Source organism: Cardiobacteriaceae bacterium TAE3-ERU3, assembly GCA_019218315.1.
Lineage (GTDB): Bacteria > Pseudomonadota > Gammaproteobacteria > Cardiobacteriales > Cardiobacteriaceae > JAHUUI01.
The window spans coordinates 468278-485813 of the sequence record JAHUUI010000002.1 but is presented as its reverse complement, the minus strand read 5'-3'; the positions used below and the strand labels follow the sequence as shown (position 1 = coordinate 485813).

At 46.8% G+C, this 17536-nt stretch carries 31 protein-coding genes; 14 read left to right on the top strand and 17 right to left on the bottom strand.

Going from position 1 to position 17536, the window contains the following annotated elements; translation table 11 throughout:
* Nucleotides 1-169: 169 nt before the first annotated feature.
* Nucleotides 170-2371 carry a hypothetical protein gene (locus tag KRX19_05800; protein MBV7434538.1) on the top strand — a complete coding sequence of 734 codons (2202 nt, stop codon included), beginning with the start codon at nt 170-172 and terminating at the stop codon, nt 2369-2371.
* A gap of 32 nt (nt 2372-2403) precedes the next feature.
* Entirely contained in the window at nt 2404-2655 is a 252-nt protein-coding gene (locus tag KRX19_05795) for an ABC transporter permease subunit (GenBank protein ID MBV7434537.1), read from the top strand.
* Nucleotides 2656-2837: 182 nt separating this feature from the next.
* On the opposite strand, the gene KRX19_05790 is transcribed toward KRX19_05795, so the two are convergent.
* A complete protein-coding gene (locus KRX19_05790) occupies nt 2838-3032 on the bottom strand; it encodes a hypothetical protein (GenBank protein MBV7434536.1) in 195 nt (64 codons plus the stop codon).
* Nucleotides 3033-3340: 308 nt separating this feature from the next.
* Here KRX19_05790 and KRX19_05785 point away from each other — a divergent pair, with 308 nt between their 5' ends.
* Nucleotides 3341-4351 (top strand): site-specific integrase, encoded by a 1011-nt coding sequence (locus KRX19_05785; protein ID MBV7434535.1) that lies wholly within the window; start codon nt 3341-3343, stop codon nt 4349-4351.
* Between the two features lie 5 nt (nt 4352-4356).
* Here KRX19_05785 and KRX19_05780 read toward each other — a convergent pair whose 3' ends face one another.
* The 14 genes from KRX19_05780 to KRX19_05715 form a co-directional block, all read right to left on the bottom strand.
* Entirely contained in the window at nt 4357-4635 is a 279-nt protein-coding gene (locus KRX19_05780) for a hypothetical protein (GenBank protein ID MBV7434534.1), read from the bottom strand.
* A gap of 207 nt (nt 4636-4842) precedes the next feature.
* Entirely contained in the window at nt 4843-5322 is a 480-nt protein-coding gene (gene ssb, locus KRX19_05775; protein MBV7434533.1) for a single-stranded DNA-binding protein, read from the bottom strand.
* Entirely contained in the window at nt 5319-5579 is a 261-nt protein-coding gene (locus KRX19_05770; protein ID MBV7434532.1) for a hypothetical protein, read from the bottom strand. The genes ssb and KRX19_05770 overlap by 4 nt, the downstream gene beginning before the upstream one ends.
* Before the next feature lie 170 nt (nt 5580-5749).
* Nucleotides 5750-6004, bottom strand: coding sequence for a hypothetical protein (locus tag KRX19_05765; protein ID MBV7434531.1), 255 nt, complete (start codon nt 6002-6004; stop codon nt 5750-5752).
* Nucleotides 6001-6627 (bottom strand): YqaJ viral recombinase family protein, encoded by a 627-nt coding sequence (locus tag KRX19_05760; protein ID MBV7434530.1) that lies wholly within the window; start codon nt 6625-6627, stop codon nt 6001-6003. The genes KRX19_05765 and KRX19_05760 overlap by 4 nt, the downstream gene beginning before the upstream one ends.
* On the bottom strand, nt 6624-7607 hold the full coding sequence (locus KRX19_05755) for a recombinase RecT (GenBank protein ID MBV7434529.1): 984 nt from the start codon (nt 7605-7607) through the stop codon (nt 6624-6626). Before KRX19_05755 ends, KRX19_05760 begins: the two co-directional genes overlap by 4 nt.
* A gap of 2 nt (nt 7608-7609) precedes the next feature.
* Nucleotides 7610-8575: a hypothetical protein gene (locus tag KRX19_05750; protein ID MBV7434528.1), complete on the bottom strand. Its 966-nt coding sequence runs from the start codon at nt 8573-8575 to the stop codon at nt 7610-7612.
* A complete protein-coding gene (locus KRX19_05745; protein ID MBV7434527.1) occupies nt 8572-8763 on the bottom strand; it encodes a hypothetical protein in 192 nt (63 codons plus the stop codon). The genes KRX19_05750 and KRX19_05745 overlap by 4 nt, the downstream gene beginning before the upstream one ends.
* Complete coding sequence (locus tag KRX19_05740) at nt 8760-9074, bottom strand: hypothetical protein (protein ID MBV7434526.1); 315 nt, start codon at nt 9072-9074, stop codon at nt 8760-8762. Before KRX19_05740 ends, KRX19_05745 begins: the two co-directional genes overlap by 4 nt.
* On the bottom strand, nt 9071-9277 hold the full coding sequence (locus KRX19_05735) for a hypothetical protein (protein ID MBV7434525.1): 207 nt from the start codon (nt 9275-9277) through the stop codon (nt 9071-9073). The genes KRX19_05740 and KRX19_05735 overlap by 4 nt, the downstream gene beginning before the upstream one ends.
* On the bottom strand, nt 9274-9663 hold the full coding sequence (locus KRX19_05730) for a hypothetical protein (protein ID MBV7434524.1): 390 nt from the start codon (nt 9661-9663) through the stop codon (nt 9274-9276). Before KRX19_05730 ends, KRX19_05735 begins: the two co-directional genes overlap by 4 nt.
* Before the next feature lie 265 nt (nt 9664-9928).
* Complete coding sequence (locus KRX19_05725) at nt 9929-10492, bottom strand: hypothetical protein (protein MBV7434523.1); 564 nt, start codon at nt 10490-10492, stop codon at nt 9929-9931.
* Nucleotides 10482-10952, bottom strand: coding sequence for a DUF4065 domain-containing protein (locus KRX19_05720; GenBank protein MBV7434522.1), 471 nt, complete (start codon nt 10950-10952; stop codon nt 10482-10484). The genes KRX19_05725 and KRX19_05720 overlap by 11 nt, the downstream gene beginning before the upstream one ends.
* Nucleotides 10953-11113: 161 nt before the next feature.
* Nucleotides 11114-11719 (bottom strand): helix-turn-helix domain-containing protein, encoded by a 606-nt coding sequence (locus tag KRX19_05715; GenBank protein MBV7434521.1) that lies wholly within the window; start codon nt 11717-11719, stop codon nt 11114-11116.
* Nucleotides 11720-11840: 121 nt separating this feature from the next.
* Between KRX19_05715 and KRX19_05710 the strand changes: the two genes are divergently transcribed.
* From KRX19_05710 to KRX19_05665, 10 genes are read left to right on the top strand one after another with little or no spacing between them, the layout of a single operon-like run.
* Nucleotides 11841-12053 (top strand): Cro/Cl family transcriptional regulator, encoded by a 213-nt coding sequence (locus KRX19_05710; protein ID MBV7434520.1) that lies wholly within the window; start codon nt 11841-11843, stop codon nt 12051-12053.
* Nucleotides 12046-12618 (top strand): hypothetical protein, encoded by a 573-nt coding sequence (locus tag KRX19_05705; GenBank protein MBV7434519.1) that lies wholly within the window; start codon nt 12046-12048, stop codon nt 12616-12618. The genes KRX19_05710 and KRX19_05705 overlap by 8 nt, the downstream gene beginning before the upstream one ends.
* 13 nt (nt 12619-12631) lie before the next feature.
* Nucleotides 12632-12910 carry a hypothetical protein gene (locus KRX19_05700; protein ID MBV7434518.1) on the top strand — a complete coding sequence of 93 codons (279 nt, stop codon included), beginning with the start codon at nt 12632-12634 and terminating at the stop codon, nt 12908-12910.
* Complete coding sequence (locus tag KRX19_05695; protein ID MBV7434517.1) at nt 12907-13197, top strand: hypothetical protein; 291 nt, start codon at nt 12907-12909, stop codon at nt 13195-13197. Before KRX19_05700 ends, KRX19_05695 begins: the two co-directional genes overlap by 4 nt.
* The gene (locus KRX19_05690; GenBank protein ID MBV7434516.1) at nt 13194-13619 is read left to right on the top strand and encodes an HNH endonuclease; all 426 of its coding nucleotides are present in this window, start codon (nt 13194-13196) and stop codon (nt 13617-13619) included. The genes KRX19_05695 and KRX19_05690 overlap by 4 nt, the downstream gene beginning before the upstream one ends.
* Nucleotides 13616-14545 carry a hypothetical protein gene (locus KRX19_05685; protein ID MBV7434515.1) on the top strand — a complete coding sequence of 310 codons (930 nt, stop codon included), beginning with the start codon at nt 13616-13618 and terminating at the stop codon, nt 14543-14545. The genes KRX19_05690 and KRX19_05685 overlap by 4 nt, the downstream gene beginning before the upstream one ends.
* Nucleotides 14511-15083: a hypothetical protein gene (locus tag KRX19_05680; GenBank protein ID MBV7434514.1), complete on the top strand. Its 573-nt coding sequence runs from the start codon at nt 14511-14513 to the stop codon at nt 15081-15083. The genes KRX19_05685 and KRX19_05680 overlap by 35 nt, the downstream gene beginning before the upstream one ends.
* On the top strand, nt 15080-15547 hold the full coding sequence (locus tag KRX19_05675; GenBank protein MBV7434513.1) for a hypothetical protein: 468 nt from the start codon (nt 15080-15082) through the stop codon (nt 15545-15547). The genes KRX19_05680 and KRX19_05675 overlap by 4 nt, the downstream gene beginning before the upstream one ends.
* Nucleotides 15544-15999: a hypothetical protein gene (locus KRX19_05670; protein MBV7434512.1), complete on the top strand. Its 456-nt coding sequence runs from the start codon at nt 15544-15546 to the stop codon at nt 15997-15999. Before KRX19_05675 ends, KRX19_05670 begins: the two co-directional genes overlap by 4 nt.
* A 3-nt stretch (nt 16000-16002) precedes the next feature.
* Nucleotides 16003-16416 carry a recombination protein NinG gene (locus KRX19_05665; protein MBV7434511.1) on the top strand — a complete coding sequence of 138 codons (414 nt, stop codon included), beginning with the start codon at nt 16003-16005 and terminating at the stop codon, nt 16414-16416.
* Nucleotides 16417-16418: 2 nt separating this feature from the next.
* On the opposite strand, the gene KRX19_05660 is transcribed toward KRX19_05665, so the two are convergent.
* On the bottom strand, nt 16419-16712 hold the full coding sequence (locus KRX19_05660; protein ID MBV7434510.1) for a putative addiction module antidote protein: 294 nt from the start codon (nt 16710-16712) through the stop codon (nt 16419-16421).
* A gap of 3 nt (nt 16713-16715) precedes the next feature.
* Nucleotides 16716-17033 carry a type II toxin-antitoxin system RelE/ParE family toxin gene (locus KRX19_05655; GenBank protein MBV7434509.1) on the bottom strand — a complete coding sequence of 106 codons (318 nt, stop codon included), beginning with the start codon at nt 17031-17033 and terminating at the stop codon, nt 16716-16718.
* Between the two features lie 52 nt (nt 17034-17085).
* Between KRX19_05655 and KRX19_05650 the strand changes: the two genes are divergently transcribed.
* On the top strand, nt 17086-17442 hold the full coding sequence (locus KRX19_05650) for a hypothetical protein (GenBank protein ID MBV7434508.1): 357 nt from the start codon (nt 17086-17088) through the stop codon (nt 17440-17442).
* Nucleotides 17443-17536 lie beyond the last annotated feature (94 nt).

The following is a 17536-nucleotide window of genomic DNA, read 5'->3' as shown; positions in this document are numbered from 1 at the left end:
GCTCATGGCGTGGAAATGCTTTAGCCTGTTGGTGTCTTTGACCGCATTGTGTGGTATTTTCTCTTTGCATTGGCCGGTAGTGATTAATTCTTTAGCATTGACTGGTGGTGGCATGTTGGGGCAAAAGCTGAGTGTTGAATTGCTCAACTTATGGCCATTACGTGTTGTCATGGCTATTTATGGTTTATTTTTGCTCTTAGGCTTAACGATTTTGCTTGAGATTCGCTGGCTGACGATTTTTGAGCGGATTGGGAAATTTGTTTTACGTCTGTTTACTGGCATTGGCGGGCTCTTTGATCGAGCTGATAAGCACTCTGTACCTGATACTGCAACAGCTGCTGCGCGCAGAGAGGAAATTAAAGACCGCGTTGATGTTGATATGAGCGAGGCAGCAGCGATCCCGCTTAACTGGCATGATTATAAAGAGCGTGACGATGATTTGCATGGTCCTTTCTCTGATATAGCAGATTCAGAGCGTGAGGAAATTCCAGCGTCAGAGCCGGATTGGTTTTTACAATCAGCCTCAGAAGATGATGGGCCCAAATTCCATTTTGATGGGCTTGATGAAGGCGAGGGCGATAATGACAGCCGTGATGAGAAATTGACGGCAATGCCATGGGCGCATAGTGATGATCAAGGCAGTGAAGATGAGAGCGTTGAAACGACGTTGCCTTGGGTATCTGATCACCAAGAGTTAGATGATGAGCGTGAGTATCTTGGTAATGAGCTGAGTGCTGAAGAGCCGTCGTTGACTCAATCTTTGCCTGAAAATGCTGAGCAAGTAGAAAAGCCACAATTGAAAGTGAATATGGCCGCAGCATCATCAGTAGAGCGCAAGAACGATAATCAAACCTTCAATGAAGATTATACTTTACCAGGGTTTGACTTACTTACACCTGCGCCTGTGCGGCATCAGGAATACAGTGAAGATGAACTGGAAGCAATGAAGCAGAATGTTGAGGAAGCATTGCGTAATTATCGCCTCGATGTTCATGTAGTTAATGTTGCAGTCGGCCCGGTCGTCACCAGATTGGAGTTGGATTTGGCACCTGGGATAAAAGTCAGCCAAGTATCTAATCTCGATAAAGATATAGCGCGTTCATTGGCGGTACCTAGTGTTAGAGTCGTGGAAGTGATTCCTGGCAAACCATATATTGGTTTGGAAATTCCCAATAAGAAGCGCGATATAGTGCATTTGCGCGGTATCTTGGAGTCAACGGCTTATCGTGCTCAAACCTCCCCTTTGACGCTAGTTCTGGGGGGCGATATTGCAGGGCAGCCTGTCGTTGCTAATCTCGGTAAAATGCCTCATCTACTGGTTGCAGGTACGACGGGCTCGGGTAAGTCTGTTGGGATTAATGTGATGCTGACCAGCATGCTTTATAAAGCACGACCTGATGAGCTGAAATTGATCTTGATTGACCCAAAGATGCTGGAAATGTCGATGTATGAAGATATTCCGCATTTATTGACACCCGTCGTCACAGACATGAACGATGCGGAGAATGCATTGCGTTGGGCAGTGGCGGAAATGGAGCGCAGGTATCAACTGATGGCTGCCATGAAAGTGCGTAGTATTGATGGGTTTAACCGCTTGATTAAAGAGAAACTCAGCGCTGGTGAGCGTGTTGATGATCCTTTATGGCGTGCAGAAGACCACCTTGGTATTGCACACCAGCCACCTCAGCTTGAGCCACTACCTTATATCGTTATCGTGATTGACGAGCTTGCGGATATGATGATGGCTGTGGGTAAGAAGGTCGAAGAACTGATTGCGCGTATTGCACAGAAAGCCCGTGCAGCAGGTATCCATTTGATTTTGGCAACTCAACGTCCATCCGTTGATGTTATAACGGGGTTGATTAAAGCTAACGTACCAACGCGGATATCTTTCCAGGTTTCCTCCAAGATTGATTCACGCACGATTATCGATCAGCAGGGCGCTGAGGCACTTTTGGGGCATGGTGATATGTTGTTTGTACCGCCAGGTAGTGCTGCGCCACAACGTGTTCATGGTGCTTATATTGATGATCAGGAAGTAGATCGTGTGACCAGCTTTGTGAAGTCACAGGGTGAACCTAATTATGAAAGTGCAATTGTGAGCCCTGTTGCACCACAAGACATGGGCGCCTTCGGTGCTAATGAGAAAAGCGATGATCCTGAACAGGACCCGCTTTACGATGAAGCCGTTGCTATGGTTATTGAGCATGGAAAAGCATCCATTTCATGGTTGCAGCGCCGTTTAAGTATTGGGTACAACCGCTCAGCACGACTCATTGAAGCTATGGAGCAGGCGGGTATTGTATCTCCTCCTGATCGTGGTGCTAGAAAAGTATTAGTAGCAAAGCCAGAAAACCATAATGACTTTTAATACAAGCTGGGCAGCAATTGTGGCGAGTAGAAATGCCGCTGGCGTTTCCGGTCATGCTTGCCGGAATCCGCACCTCGGTGCTGATCAACATCGGCACGGCAACGATTGGCTCAACCGTCGGTGCGCAAACCCTCGGCACGCCAATCATCGCCGGACTGGTCAACAGTAATCCCGCCTACGTCATTCAGGGCGCAGCAATCGTCGCATTGCTGGCAATGTTTACCGACAGCTTGTTTGATCTTGCCGAGCGTAAAGTCAGTGCCTATAAATATGCTGATCGGTAAAGAGCTACGTAGGTAAATTGCTTACTGTGCTGGTAAGCAATTTATAGTAGATTTTCAGCAAAACGGGTATAGAAGTCCAGAATAGAGTATCAATCTATTTTGAATTTCTATACCCATTTTTATAGGCGCTATATCTCTAAACCCGCGCTAAATATTATGTGTATTTTGTGCGGGGTAATAAATTAATTACCGTATTCTTTTCTTAAAAATGCCCAGAATTTTTCATTCAGCGTGCCGCTGTCTTTTGCTTTTTGCAGCAGCTTGCCTTCTTCTGAATCAGGGCTTTTCTTGGCGTAGAAACGCACGGCTTTTTTCTGATAGCGGGCGCTCGCTGCGCGCTGTGCTTTGGTTGTTTGTTTAGTTTTGTTGTCAGTCATTTTGTGTGCCTGTTTGGGTGCGGATTCGCGTGTGAATAGTAGCTTGTATGAAATTGGTATATTTCAGGATGTGATTGCTTGACCCAAACGGTTATGAATTGAGCAAGAAAATAAACGCATATTTGAATTTGGCGTGGAGAAAAAAATGCCTTGCCAGTAAGCAAGGCATTGGTATTTTGGCCCGCCCGAAGTGTGTCTAGTGTACAGCAGTAGTGCAGATGACGTATTAAAAAACCGTTTTCAGTGGGCATTCAGTGGGTATTGGTTTAGTATTGCGTCTAACCACACTGCACCAAATTTGCACCACAATGGCATCATATACAAAGGTCGGAAAACGTTGGCGTTGCCAAGTTCGGCGTAAGGGGCATAAATCCCGATCAAAGTACTTTAACACAAAACGCGAAGCAGAAATCTGGGCGCGGTCTATTGAAGCGCAGATTGAAGATGGCGATGAGGCCTTAATGCGCGAGTTGGATAAGCTCCCTTTTTATGCTCTCATCCGTCGTTACATGCGAGAAGTCAGCCCGACAAAGAAGAGTGGAGGACGAGAAAAGAAGTTCTTTGAGCGCACAATGCGTGATTACCCTGAGTTCGTGAGTAAAACTGTTACCGAGGTTTCTCGATACGATGTTGCCCGATGGAGGGACGACAGGTTAAAAACTGTCACAGGCTCGACAGTAAACCGAGAGTGGGCATATTTGTCCGCCGTTATGACTTATGCAATGAGATATTGGGCATTGCCGATTAAAGTTAATCCGTTTACCCAACTAGCTAGGCCGCCGAAGGGCAAGGCTCGTAACCAAAGAATCACAGATGACGATATCGATCGGATCATTACAGCTATGGGATATGCGAGAGGGCAATCGCCAGTTCTGGTAAAACATTATGTTGCATGGGCGGTTTTGTTCGCAGTCGAAACAGCGATGCGAGCAAGTGAAATCTGCAAGCTTGAGTGGGACGATATTAGAACTACGAGTAACGGGCGACAGATGGCTACGTTGCGTGACACAAAAAATGGTGATGATCGGCAAGTACCGTTTTCAAAAGCTGCGCGAGAATTGTGGGCGTTGTTGCCGGATGGCGATAGACCAGTGCCGATAACAGGAAGTGAGATTGATGCAAACTATCGCAAATACCGACCTGATGATTTGTCGCATATTCGTTTCCACGACACACGGCACGAGGCATTGAGTAGACTGGCTAAAATCATTCCTAACCCGATGGACTTGGCTAAAATCAGTGGACATCGTGACGTTAATATTCTGCACAATGTCTACTATGCACCGGATGATGAGCACCTTGCATCATTGGTAGATTGACGCCGCTAGTTAAGCGGCGCAAGGTCAGCTTCGGCAAAATCTTTGAGTACACTTTGTGGGTCAGGCTGTACATATTCGCCTTGGGTCATAAACCATTGGTGAACGAGTGGGCGGTAAAATAACCACGCCTTGCAGTTCTTTACTCGCGGCGGGTAATCTTCTGGTGACCGTCTGATTTTATCTAGCAGGGTAGATTCTGACAGATTCAGCATATTCGCTAATTCCTCCGCTGTCATCACGCCCATTTCGATGGGAATGGTGTAGATTGGTGGTGTTACTTTCATTGCTTCACTCTCCTAAAATTCTGTAGTGCCGCGTATCGTGCGGCAAACGGCTGTTTCAGGTTATTGGAGGAACTACCAAACCCAACAGCTGCGAGTAGTTGTATGTAACTTTTTGGACTTAACTAATCCATTAGCGGGGGCGCAATATGTAACTTGTGTGCCGATGTCGTGGTCATTGTTAAATTGTTCGATGTTCATAGTGGCATCCTAGAATGGGATGCTGTCATCATCGAAGCTTTCTTCCTGCTTCTGTGGCGGCTGTCGCTGATGCCCGCCTTTCTCTTGTGCGTAGCTGTTATTACTTGCACGAGGAGGTGGGGCGCTTTGCTGCTGGCTTCCGTCACTGTCTCCACGGCTGTCTAGCATCTGCATATCGTTGGCTATGATCTCGGTGCTGTACTTCTCAATGCCCTGATTGTCAGTCCATTTACGTGTTTGCAAGCGTCCTTCAATGTAAAGCTTGCTTCCTTTACGGCAATACTGACCGATGATTTCAGCCAATTTGCCGAACGCTACTACCCGGTGCCACTCCGTCTTTTCGCGCTTTTCGCCAGTTTGCTTATCATCCCAACGCTCGGACGTCGCCAGCGACAGATTAGCTACCTGATCGCCACTCGGCATTGATCGCATGTCAGGATCAGCGCCCAAATTGCCGATCAAAATAACTTTGTTTATGCCTTTACTCATTTCATTTCCTCTTTGTAGATGTATCTATTTAATTCAACATCGGCGAATCCCTGATATTTAGTATTAGTCAGAGCACTCTCACGAGGAGGTACGAATTTAACCAGCGCTTTAACTATCTGTTCGAATTGATCGCCGCCAATGCCAAACGTCTCACATAGCAATTCCTCGACGTCCTCGCCTAATTTGGCTTTTGCTTCAAACTCTGCGTCGGATAAACCGCAAGCACGCCATGCCAACTCTTCAATTTCAAAATTCATCATTTACTCCTTGTTTTCGGTTTCGACCATTTTCGCGGCGTCACGAAAATGGGTTGTGTGTAGTGGGCAGTCACCATTTACCCAGTAATTACCGTCCGGCTTTTGACCCCGGCAGTTATCTAACACAGGACAAGTGCAACCATTTTTGACTGCTGCGTCACTGCCTGGCTTCATGCCGCCTCCAGCTTCTCAAATTCGCGTGATAGTACAGGCCATGCTGTATCCAATATCTTTAACTGGTTACACTTTGACGCGATCATTCTCAGATTTTTAAAATGCGGCCCGTGTTTAATCCGGTCAGCACCAGCCAGCGCAATGTCACGGATCGCTTTTTTAGTCTCAGCCGGACTCAGCGAAAAATATCGGCACAGCTCAGCGATTAAAAAACAGTCGAGATATGCTTCTGCGATAGTTGTACGGTTCATGCTGCCTCCAATGCTGCCTTATGCGCTTCGAGCGTCTTACTAAACGCGCGGATACTCTGATCCATGATCTTTATCAGCTTTTCATCACGCTGCACTGTCACGATCAATATCGGCTGTGGCGTGTACTCTGGGCAAAATGAAACAAAATCCCATGTTTTATAGCCGGATACCCACATGTTGCCTTGCACCTGCAAAACGTAAGCCGTAGGCAGGGTGCCAGCCCAGCAATATTGAATATGCGTCTTCATCAGCGGGCATTTGATCTCTAACCCACGCTTCAGCGCAGGGATTAAACCGTCTGGCGATGCCATCACTGTTCTGTGTTCGTCAAGGTAAACGCCGCCAACTTCCACAACATCATTACCTGTTGTCAGCTCGTATCGTGCGCGGGCTTGATCTTCCAGTTCGTTGCCGCGTTCCATATCTGCTGATTTGTAGCTGTCTTGTGCGATATGTGTCGCGTGTTCAGCCAGCAACTCAGCGAGGTATCCTTGCGATTGTCCGCTTGGCTTGCCTGTTGATGTCACGATGCGGTTAAACTGGCTGGCGGTTGGAATCCCAAGGCGAGCATTACGCCACTCCTCTGAACCCTGTTCGCAGTTGAGTAAAATTAGGTCTTTCATAGCTCTATCTCACCGTTTTGCTCGGCTTCTTTCTTAGCCAGCGCAGCGTTCAAATGTTTGATGGCATCATCTGCATCTCTGGCGCTGATACTCTCAATTTCTGCAGCTCCATAGGATTGGCACACAACGTCAACACTGCGGCCTAGCTGGTGTGACAATTGCTTGATCTCAGCCACCTGATCGGCTGTAGCAACTTCGACTGTCTGCGCATCAATCACATCATTGTCTGAGTAATCAAACTTGTTACCGTCTATGTCACGGACTACTGCTTGGTCTAATTCGACAGCCTTCTGCATTTCAATAGACAGAGGTGCGTACTTAGACAGTAATAATTTAAGGACAGTTTTAAGCGCCATCGCTTCAAAATTAGTAGTCCATACGCCAAAATCAGAGTTGTATGTTTTGCTATATTTCTCAGCATGCGCCCGGACTTCCTTATCGCTCATGTATGAAGTGGCTTCAAAACCGTTGAGCAGCTTAAAATACGCAACGTAGCCGATAGGTGCGTCCTCAACTCCACTCTTATTTGACCAGTCAAATTCATAACCTGTTAATGGGTTCTCGGTGACTAATTGACCTTCATAAACGGGCGCAGACGCGATTGTTTTAAACTGACCACTGCGTTGAGCAAGCTGGATGAACCCCTTATAGCCAAGCTGGAATTGCGCCTCAGTTACCCATTGTTCTTGCTGTCGTCCATGTTCATCTTTCCATTTCTTCTTATTGTTGTAGGGAACGATGTAGGCAAAGCCTAGATTGTTATTCAGTGGAAGATTAAGAGTGGCCGCCATCACGGCTGCACTTATCACGGTTTTAGCATCAGCCGCTTTGAGTTGCTTGTTGTTATTTACTATTTGTAGCACACTTGCAACAAAGCTTGCTTCATTCTTGCCGACGACTCTTGAAATTCGTGCTTTAATCTTGTCGTCAGTTTCAAACATTTTATTTAGCTGTTTGATGGTATCTACTTGTGTACCCATAATTATTCCCCTTTCTTCCAAGTGACACGGACATCGCTATGATGTTGCTTGACGATTTCAGCGATCTTTTTCGCTGTTTCAATGTCGCAAATCGCAGTAATCTTTAACGTTCCCATCTCTCCGACATCAATGTCGGGAACATCCTGTGCATCCGCTTGTGGTGTAGGTTCTTCACGTTTCACCGGTTCTTCTTTCGGTTGTTCCGGTGCGGTCTTTTGTTGCGCTTTTTTGGCTTCCTGACGTGCTGCCAGTTCAGCCTCTGCTTTTGCTTTAGCCTCAGCTTCAATACGTGCTTTCTCATCAGCAATACGCTGCTCTTCGTCAGCTATGCGTTGAGCGACTACAGCAGCAATGTCTTCATTGCCAGCGACTAAAGTATCTAGGTCGCGGAATAAATACGCTTTGTCTTCTGGTATCTGCTTGTAACGGTCTTTCAAGCGACCGATTTCTTGCGATAACTCAGCAGCGATATTGGTCGCTTCGGTATTAACGCCTTTTTCAATACCGTCGATGCTGCGCTTGTTTTTTGCAGCTTCTTCGATGCGCTTAACTAAATCAGCCATCGGCGTAGTAATGGCGAGCATTGGGCGAATCTCTTTAACCAGTCCGTACGCTGCTTGTACTTTCTTTACAGCTTCGTTGATGATGTCTTGCTTGCGGCGTTCTTTCTCACTCTTGACCAGCTTTTCTAATGCCAGTCGTGTAGTACGGAATTGCTCAGCAATCGCTTTAGCTGATGCGATAATTTTTTCAACATCGGCATTACCGTTAACAACTTCTTCAATCGTAGTGCGTGTTTTGCTTTCAAGCTCTTTCAGGTCTTTGCAGTCCTGCTCGGCTTGGGCAAAGTCTTCATCCGTCTGCAATTCTGTGTTGATATCTGCGAGATACTTTTCAGCTTGTGCGCGGAACGGCTCAATATTTGTGTCCGCGATTTCAGTGTGAACTCTGATAATTAGGTCTTTCATGCTGCGTTCCCCATTCGTTCCAATGCTTTTCTGAGCGCTATCCCTGATCGGCGCCGTGTAAATTCCTGCAGCTCTTTCAGCTGCTTCAATTCAGCCTCTTTGTCAGCTACTTCTTGATCTGTGTGAGCGCGAATGTCATCCCACCATGTGCTTGAAAAAAGAGGCGCCCAACCTTGGAATTGCTTCATTGCTGATCCTCCGGTGTATAAACCTTTGTCACAGTGATAGTGCCGCAGATATAACCGTCATCAGCGGGGATTGTGATCTTGTATCCGTTATGGATTAGCACATCGCGATCTATAGCTCTTTTAAGACCTTCTGATTGCGAGATTTCTTCGTTTAGCATCATTATTAAAAGAGGGTCGTGAGTGTTACCTTTACCCGATATCTTTTTCTCTAGCTTAGAGATAGTCTGAGATACACGATCCCTTTCATCTCTAAGTCGGGCTATGGTGCTGCCGATTTCAACAATCTCGTTTAATGCTTCTGTGATGTTCATTGCTGCTCTCCTGCGTTAACTCTGTCGAAATACGCCTCACAGGCGTCTTGGTCGCCTTGCCCGCACCAGTTATCTAGTTCTGCAAGGGTAGGGCGAGGTGCTGTGTCTGCTTCGTGTACTGCTGCGTTTAAGCTCATGTTTGCCAATCCAAGGGCGGCAGCGGCTAGTAATGCCGCTGTGAGTGTTGCTTTTAGTGCTTTCATGCTGCGACCTCCTCAACTGCTTCAACGCTGGCAGGCTGATCGTCAATCTCGGCTTCAAGCCACTGGTCAACTAGAGTGAGAAAGTCGATAAGCTCGTCGCTCTCATGATCTGTAGGTATGCTGATACTGAAATCTTTAGCGTCTGTACTACTAAATTCAGCGTCAGATATGAAATGAGCAGTAGTGCCTTCAAACACTACGCCGCGCCATTCGTCTGGCGAATCAAAACATTCGCGTCCGCTTTGATTGCCTAATGACCAGTCGAAGCTGTCCTCGTGCCATGTGATCGTTCTATATACAGAGACCGAATCGCAGCTTTCCTCAATTTCGAGGTTTTCTGCGCATAAATCGCGCTCTAGCAGTTCTTTTGTGATTTTGTGTCCCATCGCTGTGTCCTGTGTTAGCGTATGGGGTAAGTTTAGCTATCTAAACACTATAGGTCAATAGTTCTAAACCATATTTGTTTAATTATCTAAACTTATTTTTGTATGGTATTGAATTTCAGACACAAAAAAACCGCCATCTGGCGGTGTTGTGCTGATATTTGTGGCTATTACATAGCGTCAAATTGTGTTGTGGCTCTTATTTGAGTGAATATGAGACGCAAAAAAAACCGCCTCAGTGGGCGGTTATGGCTATATTGAGTGGGGGTTATTTCTTTTCTTCTTTTGTGTTCTTTGAGTTGGGAAATAACCAGCGAGCAGCTATAGCAAATAGACCTAGAACAGTTGCTGTAGTAGTGGTTAGTAACACAATTAAAACATTATCACTGAGTTTGAACCAAGTAAGCCAACCAAAATCTAATGCATGAAAAATAATGAGAATAGCATTAAAAAATAGCCAGGTTTCAATCAACCGACTTAGTTTGTGAATATATTTTTTTCTTAATTTATGATTGTCTTTGCGTTCTTTCAAAGCTTGTAGCTCTTTAGCTAGCTTTCGCGCAGTTTTCCCTGTATGAAATAATTCTCTGCGGTTCTTATCTAGTTCTTTTTGGAATTCATCGTAAGCATCGTTCTTACCAAAAACGTCCGCTTCTTTGATGTTATTGTGAGTAAATAATCCTTTTTGTGTTTTGCTATTATGTGAGCTAGCACTATTTATCTTTTTTAATGCTTCCCTATCGTGCTCTAAAACAGTACGAAGCCTTTGAAGCGTATTATCAAATGAAGCTTCATCAGCCTTTTTATTAGAGTTACTTGATTCACTCGACATCAATTAAATCTTTTAATTCATTTTTATAGTAGGACTTTATTAAGCTCGTTGGTATCGTGCTAAATTTTTCCCTATTCCAAACAATGTCCCAAGGGGTATCGGGAAGATGAGTTAGGTTTGAAAGTTCGCCTCCGCTACAATCGCCATAACCAGAATAAATAACGTCTATCAATGAAGTAGTATAACTTTGATTTTCCTCTTTGAGTGGGAATGTAGGTAGCGCTTCTTTATCTCTAATTGGCTCACCCCCAAATCTTTTCAATCTAGTATATAGGTATGGGATGACGGGGCCGTATGGCCATGCTTTTATTTCCTGTCTAAAAATAGGTTCACCTGATATAGCTAGACTATATCCTTGAGCCAAAAAGCAAAGTTTTTGCACCTGTAAATGCGTTAATGGTTTGTTGTTCTCAATGCCGAGGCGAATGAACGCGTCGGCAATCTGTAATACTGAATGCATTTTTCGCCTCCTGTGTTGTGTAAATGTTTATACAATCTTAGAACAAATATCACTCTAAGTCATTAAAGAAAAGATAACGCATGAACGCTCGTGATAACGCATGAGGCAGTCTAAGCACGTTTATTTTACGGCAGGTTGCGCCATCACCTGCGACGTAAACACTACAGCCTCTTCGTCATTTCTTCTGCTGTTGCTAGCACGCGGAAGGGTTTAGTGATGATCGGGTATCGTGGGTTTAGCGGTTCTAAAAAGACTTGCTCCCCATCTCTGACGAATTTTTTAAATGTAGTCTCATCCGCGCCATTTACTTTAGCCAACACAAGTTGACCAGTTTCAGGCTCTTTTTTTGATGCGTTGAAAATCACAATGCTGCCGTCGGGGATGTGCTTTGGGTCGGCAGGGTTTTCCATACTCGTGCCGTTTATCCGTAGTGCAAAGCGGTATCCATTTTGGACGAATGTACTGTCTATATATTCTTCAACTTCATATGATTCTAGTTCACGTACATGTTGGAATTCCCCAGCTGTGGCAAATCCAATGACAGGGATACGGCTTTTAAGTTCCGGCCCATCTTCCACGTTACTCAATGATGGGTCTGCGCCTTCACCGTTAATAAGCCAGTTGTAGTCACACTGCAATATTTCAGCGAGTTTCCCAGCGTATTGTGCGCTTGGCGCAACTTCCCCTGAGCGCCATTGGCTAATTGCGCCTTTAGATGCGCCTGTAGCCCGCATGACGTCCACGGATTTTAGATTTAGAGCAGCCATGCGCTCTTTGATTCGGGTTGATATGTTCATAGTTAAGTAATCTAAACTATTTTTGGTTTAGTGTTATTGACTTTATCTCGTTTAGAAGTCTAAACTAGCGTTACCTAAATTGAGGTGACACATGTACAAGCAAGACGTTATTTCTTATTTCGGCAGCCAAGTAGCTGTCGCCGATGCTTTAGGTATCGGGAAAGCAGGGGTTTCACTCTGGGGGGAGGTCGTTCCCGAATTGCGTGCAATGCAATTAGAACGCCTGACCGACGGCAAACTTCGTTATGACGCATCCATCTACACCTCTCAAAAAAACAATACGGAGAGTGTAGCCAATGCCTAACGCCAATGTAATGCGGCACAGTCCGCAGCTATCACGCCCAAAGCTGATAGAGCAGCATATCAGCGCATATCTGCGCGAGACCGGAACATCACAACAAAGCTTTGCTGCAAACGTAGTCGAGCAATATCACGCGACAGTACCAGAAGCACAGCGCTGTATCGAATTTAGCACTCGCGATGACGTTTTTGAGCGCACCAAGCGTGATGCCGAGAAAGTCATGCGGTATTTGGACGGTGGTTCATGCCGTTTGCCAGTCGAGATTGAAGACGCTCTGATTTTGGCATTACCGGATGACCGTAGATGCGCGCTGTTGTACGCGCTGAATCAGCGGCTTGGCTGCATTACGGTCGGTATAGGGCAAGCCAGTAATGACGCAATCACGCCGGAAACAGTGATGAAGGAAATCGGCGAGGGATTAATTGCCATGTCTGGCAGTGACGTTAACGCACAGATTAAAGAGCTTCGAGAAGCGGCCGCCGCAGCAAATGCGATGGCTGACGACTTGGAAAATAAAAAAGCCGCTGTAGGGCAGCGGCTTCAACACGCGCATGGAAACGCGCGATAGGACAGGAGTGATTATGACACAAGAAACGAAATTCGGTCAATGGCTGAGCACAAGCGAACAGATACCTGAATGCGACATGTATTTGAATTTTGTGGTCGGGAGCAAAGTTTATTGCGGATTCTATGACAGCGAAAGCGAGCGATTTATTGCAGCAAATGGTTGGAATGGCTACGGCGAATTAACAGGCGATGTTTATGAGATTGATGTTGTTGTGTGCTGGATGCCAGCGCCTAACCCACCTTGGATTGCTGAGGGATGGATTGACCCTGAATCGTACGGAGGCACGGCATGATGACAGAACAGCAGCACAGCGCCGTTGTGCGGCGTATCAACGCACATCGTGAGTGCCACGGCGTTTACCCATCCCACGAAACAATATTGCGCTGGATGCTCGAAACAGGCGCAGAGATCACATATCGCGATGCGCTGGAATATGGGCTTGGCTCGACATTCCGCAGCCGTTTAAGTGACCTGCGGCATCAGCTAGATATTGAGAGCAGAGAAGTAATTGTGCCAACGCGCTACGGGCGTCCTGCGACTGTCCATGCCCACAGGTTGGCGCGAGGAGGTGTGCAGTGAATGACCTTGATCGCTATGCCGACGCTATAGAGAAAGAGCGTCAGGCTCAAGAGGACTTTGACCGGTTAGCTCTAGAAGCTATCCGATCTGCCAAGGCTATTCAACATTGGGGTGATGGTCATGGCGGCCATTTAATGGTTCGATTTGGGAATATTTTAGCCGCTGAAATGGGGCTTAGTTATACCCCACCTGAGCCAGAGAAAAGATACAAAAAGCGAGCGATTGGGCAAAGCAAACGAATGAAGGTTTTTGAGCGTGATGAATTTGCTTGTAAGCATTGTGGCATCAGAAAAGACCTAACTATTGACCACATCATTCCTGAAAGCAAAGGCGGTTCAAATGACATAGACAACCTCCAGACCTTGTGCCGTAGCTGTAACAGCATTAAAGGCACGAAGATGCCAGAGGGGGTAGGGGAATGAGCTTCTTTCAAATGCTCAAAACTGTAGGGCGTCCGATTGGCTATTATCCGAAGTTGGCAAAGCCTTTGGGTGGCGCTAATGCAGTCATTCTATTCAGCCATTTCATGTACTGGGAAGGCAAGGTTGACCGTGAGCTGGGTATCTATAAATCAGCCGCTGAAATCGAGAAAGAAACAGGACTGACAGTTCAAGAACAGCGTACAGCACGCAAGAAATTGCGTGAAAGAGGCTTGTTAGTCGAAACAGAGCGCCGGATTGAACACCGTATCTACTTCAAGCTAAACGAACAGGCGGCAGAAGACCTGCTGTCTGAGTTCGTTTTCGGTGCAACAGCCGCGAAATGCAATCCCAACAGCCCCGAACTGCAAAATCAACATTCGGGGAGTTCAGATTCAACAGCCGACGAACTGCAAAATCAACATTCGTATAAGGAACAGAAATCTACCAGTAATTCACTTCAGGAAGTTACTTCAGGAAGTGAGAGCGCCCCCCCGCCCGCGCCAAAATCCACTGCGCAGAAACAAAAGCGCAAGCAATCACCGGAAGACCAGTTTGTCGCATTCCTGATCAGCGAAGGCGTTGACGAGCAAGTAGCCCGTGATTGGTGGCAATGCCGAGCTGGCAAGCCAATGACCAAAACAGCTTGGCAGAGACATTGCCGAGAGGCGGGTAATGCCGGAATAACACCAGCGGCAGCAGCGCAGTTTGCTGCCGAGATGCAACACCGAGGCTTCCATGCCGAAGCATACCAGCGAGAACATCAGAATTTTGGAGTAAGCAATGCAGTCAGCAGCAACAATCGCGGCACAGGTCGCAAACTCTCAGCACCAGAACAAGTCGATCAAGCCAATGCAGAAACATGGGCAAAGCTCGATGCAGCAGGGTTCTGGGATGAAGCTGAAGGACAATCGCAAGCGTCTGGCTGAGTTGCTGGCGCATGTTTGGAAAACACTGGCACAGCGCCACGGGCATCTGTTCACAGCCAATTTTGGCACACAGTGGGAGAGCAACACCGAGTGGCAACGCGCTATTGGTGAACTGACCGAAGCGCAGTTATTTGCTGGCATGAAAGCGGTACAGCGTGGCGAATTGCAGCCATTGACGCTCGATAAGCTGCTGGAGTTGTGTGGCGAGGCTACAGGCAACGGCGTAGCGAGCAAAGACGACATCCGTCAAAACATATTCCGCTGGCGCAGTATCGAGCGTGAGCAGAAATTACCTGAGGCACTGTGGATGATCCGCTACAGCAAGGCGCAGTGGGAATGGATGCTACACGACAACCAGCGCGGCCAACGCGAATTTAATCGCTGCTATCGAGCATTGCAGGCGCATTTGGATGCTGGTGGTGAGTTGCCAGAACTGCCAAAAGAGACGCTGAAAATCGAATCAAAGCCGTTGCCGAAAGACGAGTTACTGGACGGCTTAGACGCAATCCTCGCAAGCATGAAAGGAGGCGCAGCATGACACCCGCAGAGTTTGCAGAGCGTTTGATTAAAAAGTACGGCAGTAAAAAAGCTGTGTACAAGGAAATAGGCATCAGCCCGACGACAACAGCTCGCTGGTTACACGGTGGATCACTGCACAAATCTGGCGGCAGCAATGTCAGCGACGAAAAGATGCAGGCTGCATTTGATGCGCTCAAATTGTCAGATGCCGATATTAAATCACTCAATGAGTACGTAGCACCTGCGCGGCCAGTATCTAAGCAGGATAAGCCGCGAGCAATGCCACGGAAAATCAAACCTCGCATATTTATCCCAAAAGGCACTACTCATACGCTTGATGAAGAGCCGATTAAGCTGGTGCGCCGCGATAACGCATGGTTCGGTTTTGAATGGATTGGCGGAGATTGGCGGCGAAGTTATCACGTAGAAAACAACATGCGCAACGCTGTATCTGTCATGACAGGTCGGAGGTTTGCGGTATGAGTGATTACTACATCCGCAATAACGACGTATTGCAAAACATGCTGGGCAATATCCGCGAGATACAGAGCAAAGGCGGTATACCAAAAGTAACAGTCAAAAATGAGCGCGAGAGCCGAAGCGATCAGCAGAACAACACAATGCAAATGTGGTTTGGAGATATTGCTAGAAGCACTGGAAATGATCGGGTGTATGAGGCTGGGCGGTGCAAATTGCGTTATTTCCTGCCAGTGATGAAAGGGTGTACCAACGCCAAAAATGCCGTGGAAATTATCGAGATGTTACTTGATAGCCGTGGGTATGAATACACCTGCACAGTGCTTGGTACCAGTGGTGTGAAAAGTACACGGTTGCTCAGTATTCGCGAGTTCACAGAGGCACTCGAAGCCATGCGCATGGGTGAGGCTGAACATTACCTGCGTGATCCAGCGCAGTGCGGCATTGAGTGGAGGTAGTGTATGAAAACATCACCAGCTGATGCTGCATTCTCAAAGTGCATACGCGAGAGAGCTAATTGGACATGCGAACGATGCGGCAAACAGTACCCAGAAAACAGCGCAGGTTTGCATTGCTCGCACAATTTCAGCCGCAGACACAGAATAACACGCTGGCACGCTGATAATGCGCTGGCTCTGTGTTTCTCATGCCATCAGTGGTTCGGTGGCAATCCGTACGAAGCAGGGCGATGGCTTGAATCGGTAATTGGTGAGGCGCGGCTTGAGATGCTTGTCGATATGAAGAACGCCAAGCACAAAGTGCCGAAAGCCGAGGAAAAGGAAATAGCAGCTCACTATCGCGCACAGCTCAAGGAAATGCAGGCTAAACGGCGGCAGGGCGAGACAGGATATTTAGAGTTTGAGAGTTGGCAATGACTTTAGATGATAGCTTTATCAGCCGGTGCAACAGTCAACTTCAAGCCCAAGGCACTAATTACTTTGGCTATGGTTTCATAGCGGGGACTTGCGTCTGCACGCAGGGCACGATACAGCGCTTCACGGGTAACGCCGGAGGCTTTGGCAATCTCTGTCATACCGCGTGCTTTGGCAATATCACCCAGTGCAGCGGTGAGCAGGGCGGGGTTGTTTTCTTCAAGGATGGCTTGCAAATATCCTGCAATGTCTTCCTCTGTTTCAAGGTAATCACTAACGTCAAATGGTGTTGTTTTCATATTTCACTCCTCGTTATTCAATTCTTTCATCAACTCGCGGGCTTTCTTGATATCCCGATCCTGTGTGTCTTTGTTACCCCCTACCAGCAACAGAATGACTTGTTCATTTTGTACTGTGTAGTAAACGCGGTAACCCTTTCCGTGGCGAATTCGCAGTTCACTTACACCGTCACTGATCGGTTTGTGGTCGCCAAAATGTCCGAGTACCTCAATCATACGCAGGCGTTTCAGCACAATGCTGTGCGCCTGTCTGTCGCGCAATTTTCGCAGCCATTTGGCGAAAATTTCTGTCTGGGTGATTTCGTATTTCATGCTAAATATTGTAATCAATCGGTTACACATAAGCAAGCTATATTTTTACAGGGGCGAGGCAATGAGTAACTACGCAATAGAACATCATTTACTGCGCTGGCGGCGCTGGAATCAGGTTGATACTGGCAAACCTGATGAGCCTGTGTGCTTGATCGGGAAAATGATCAAAGTGCCTGCTGATCCGGACAGCTACGACCCTTTGAGTGACGATGAAGCCGAGGAAGTGAATACTGCACTGCAAGCGCTAAAGATAAGGTATCCAAAAGCACACGAGGCTATTTTAGTACGCTATCAGAAGGGTATTTTTGATGATAAATACGCGGCTAGAGAGTGTGGTTGTAGTAAGGCTGCTTTACAGAATAGACGGATGCAGGGACATTCGTTTTTGGATGGTGCAATTTTTGCAGTAACAAATTGATTAATTTCGGTAAAGGTGAAAATTTTCCTTGCCAGCCTAGGCGGAAACTGCTACTATTTAGTCAAGCTGGAAGAAGTGACAGAAAACACGCTTC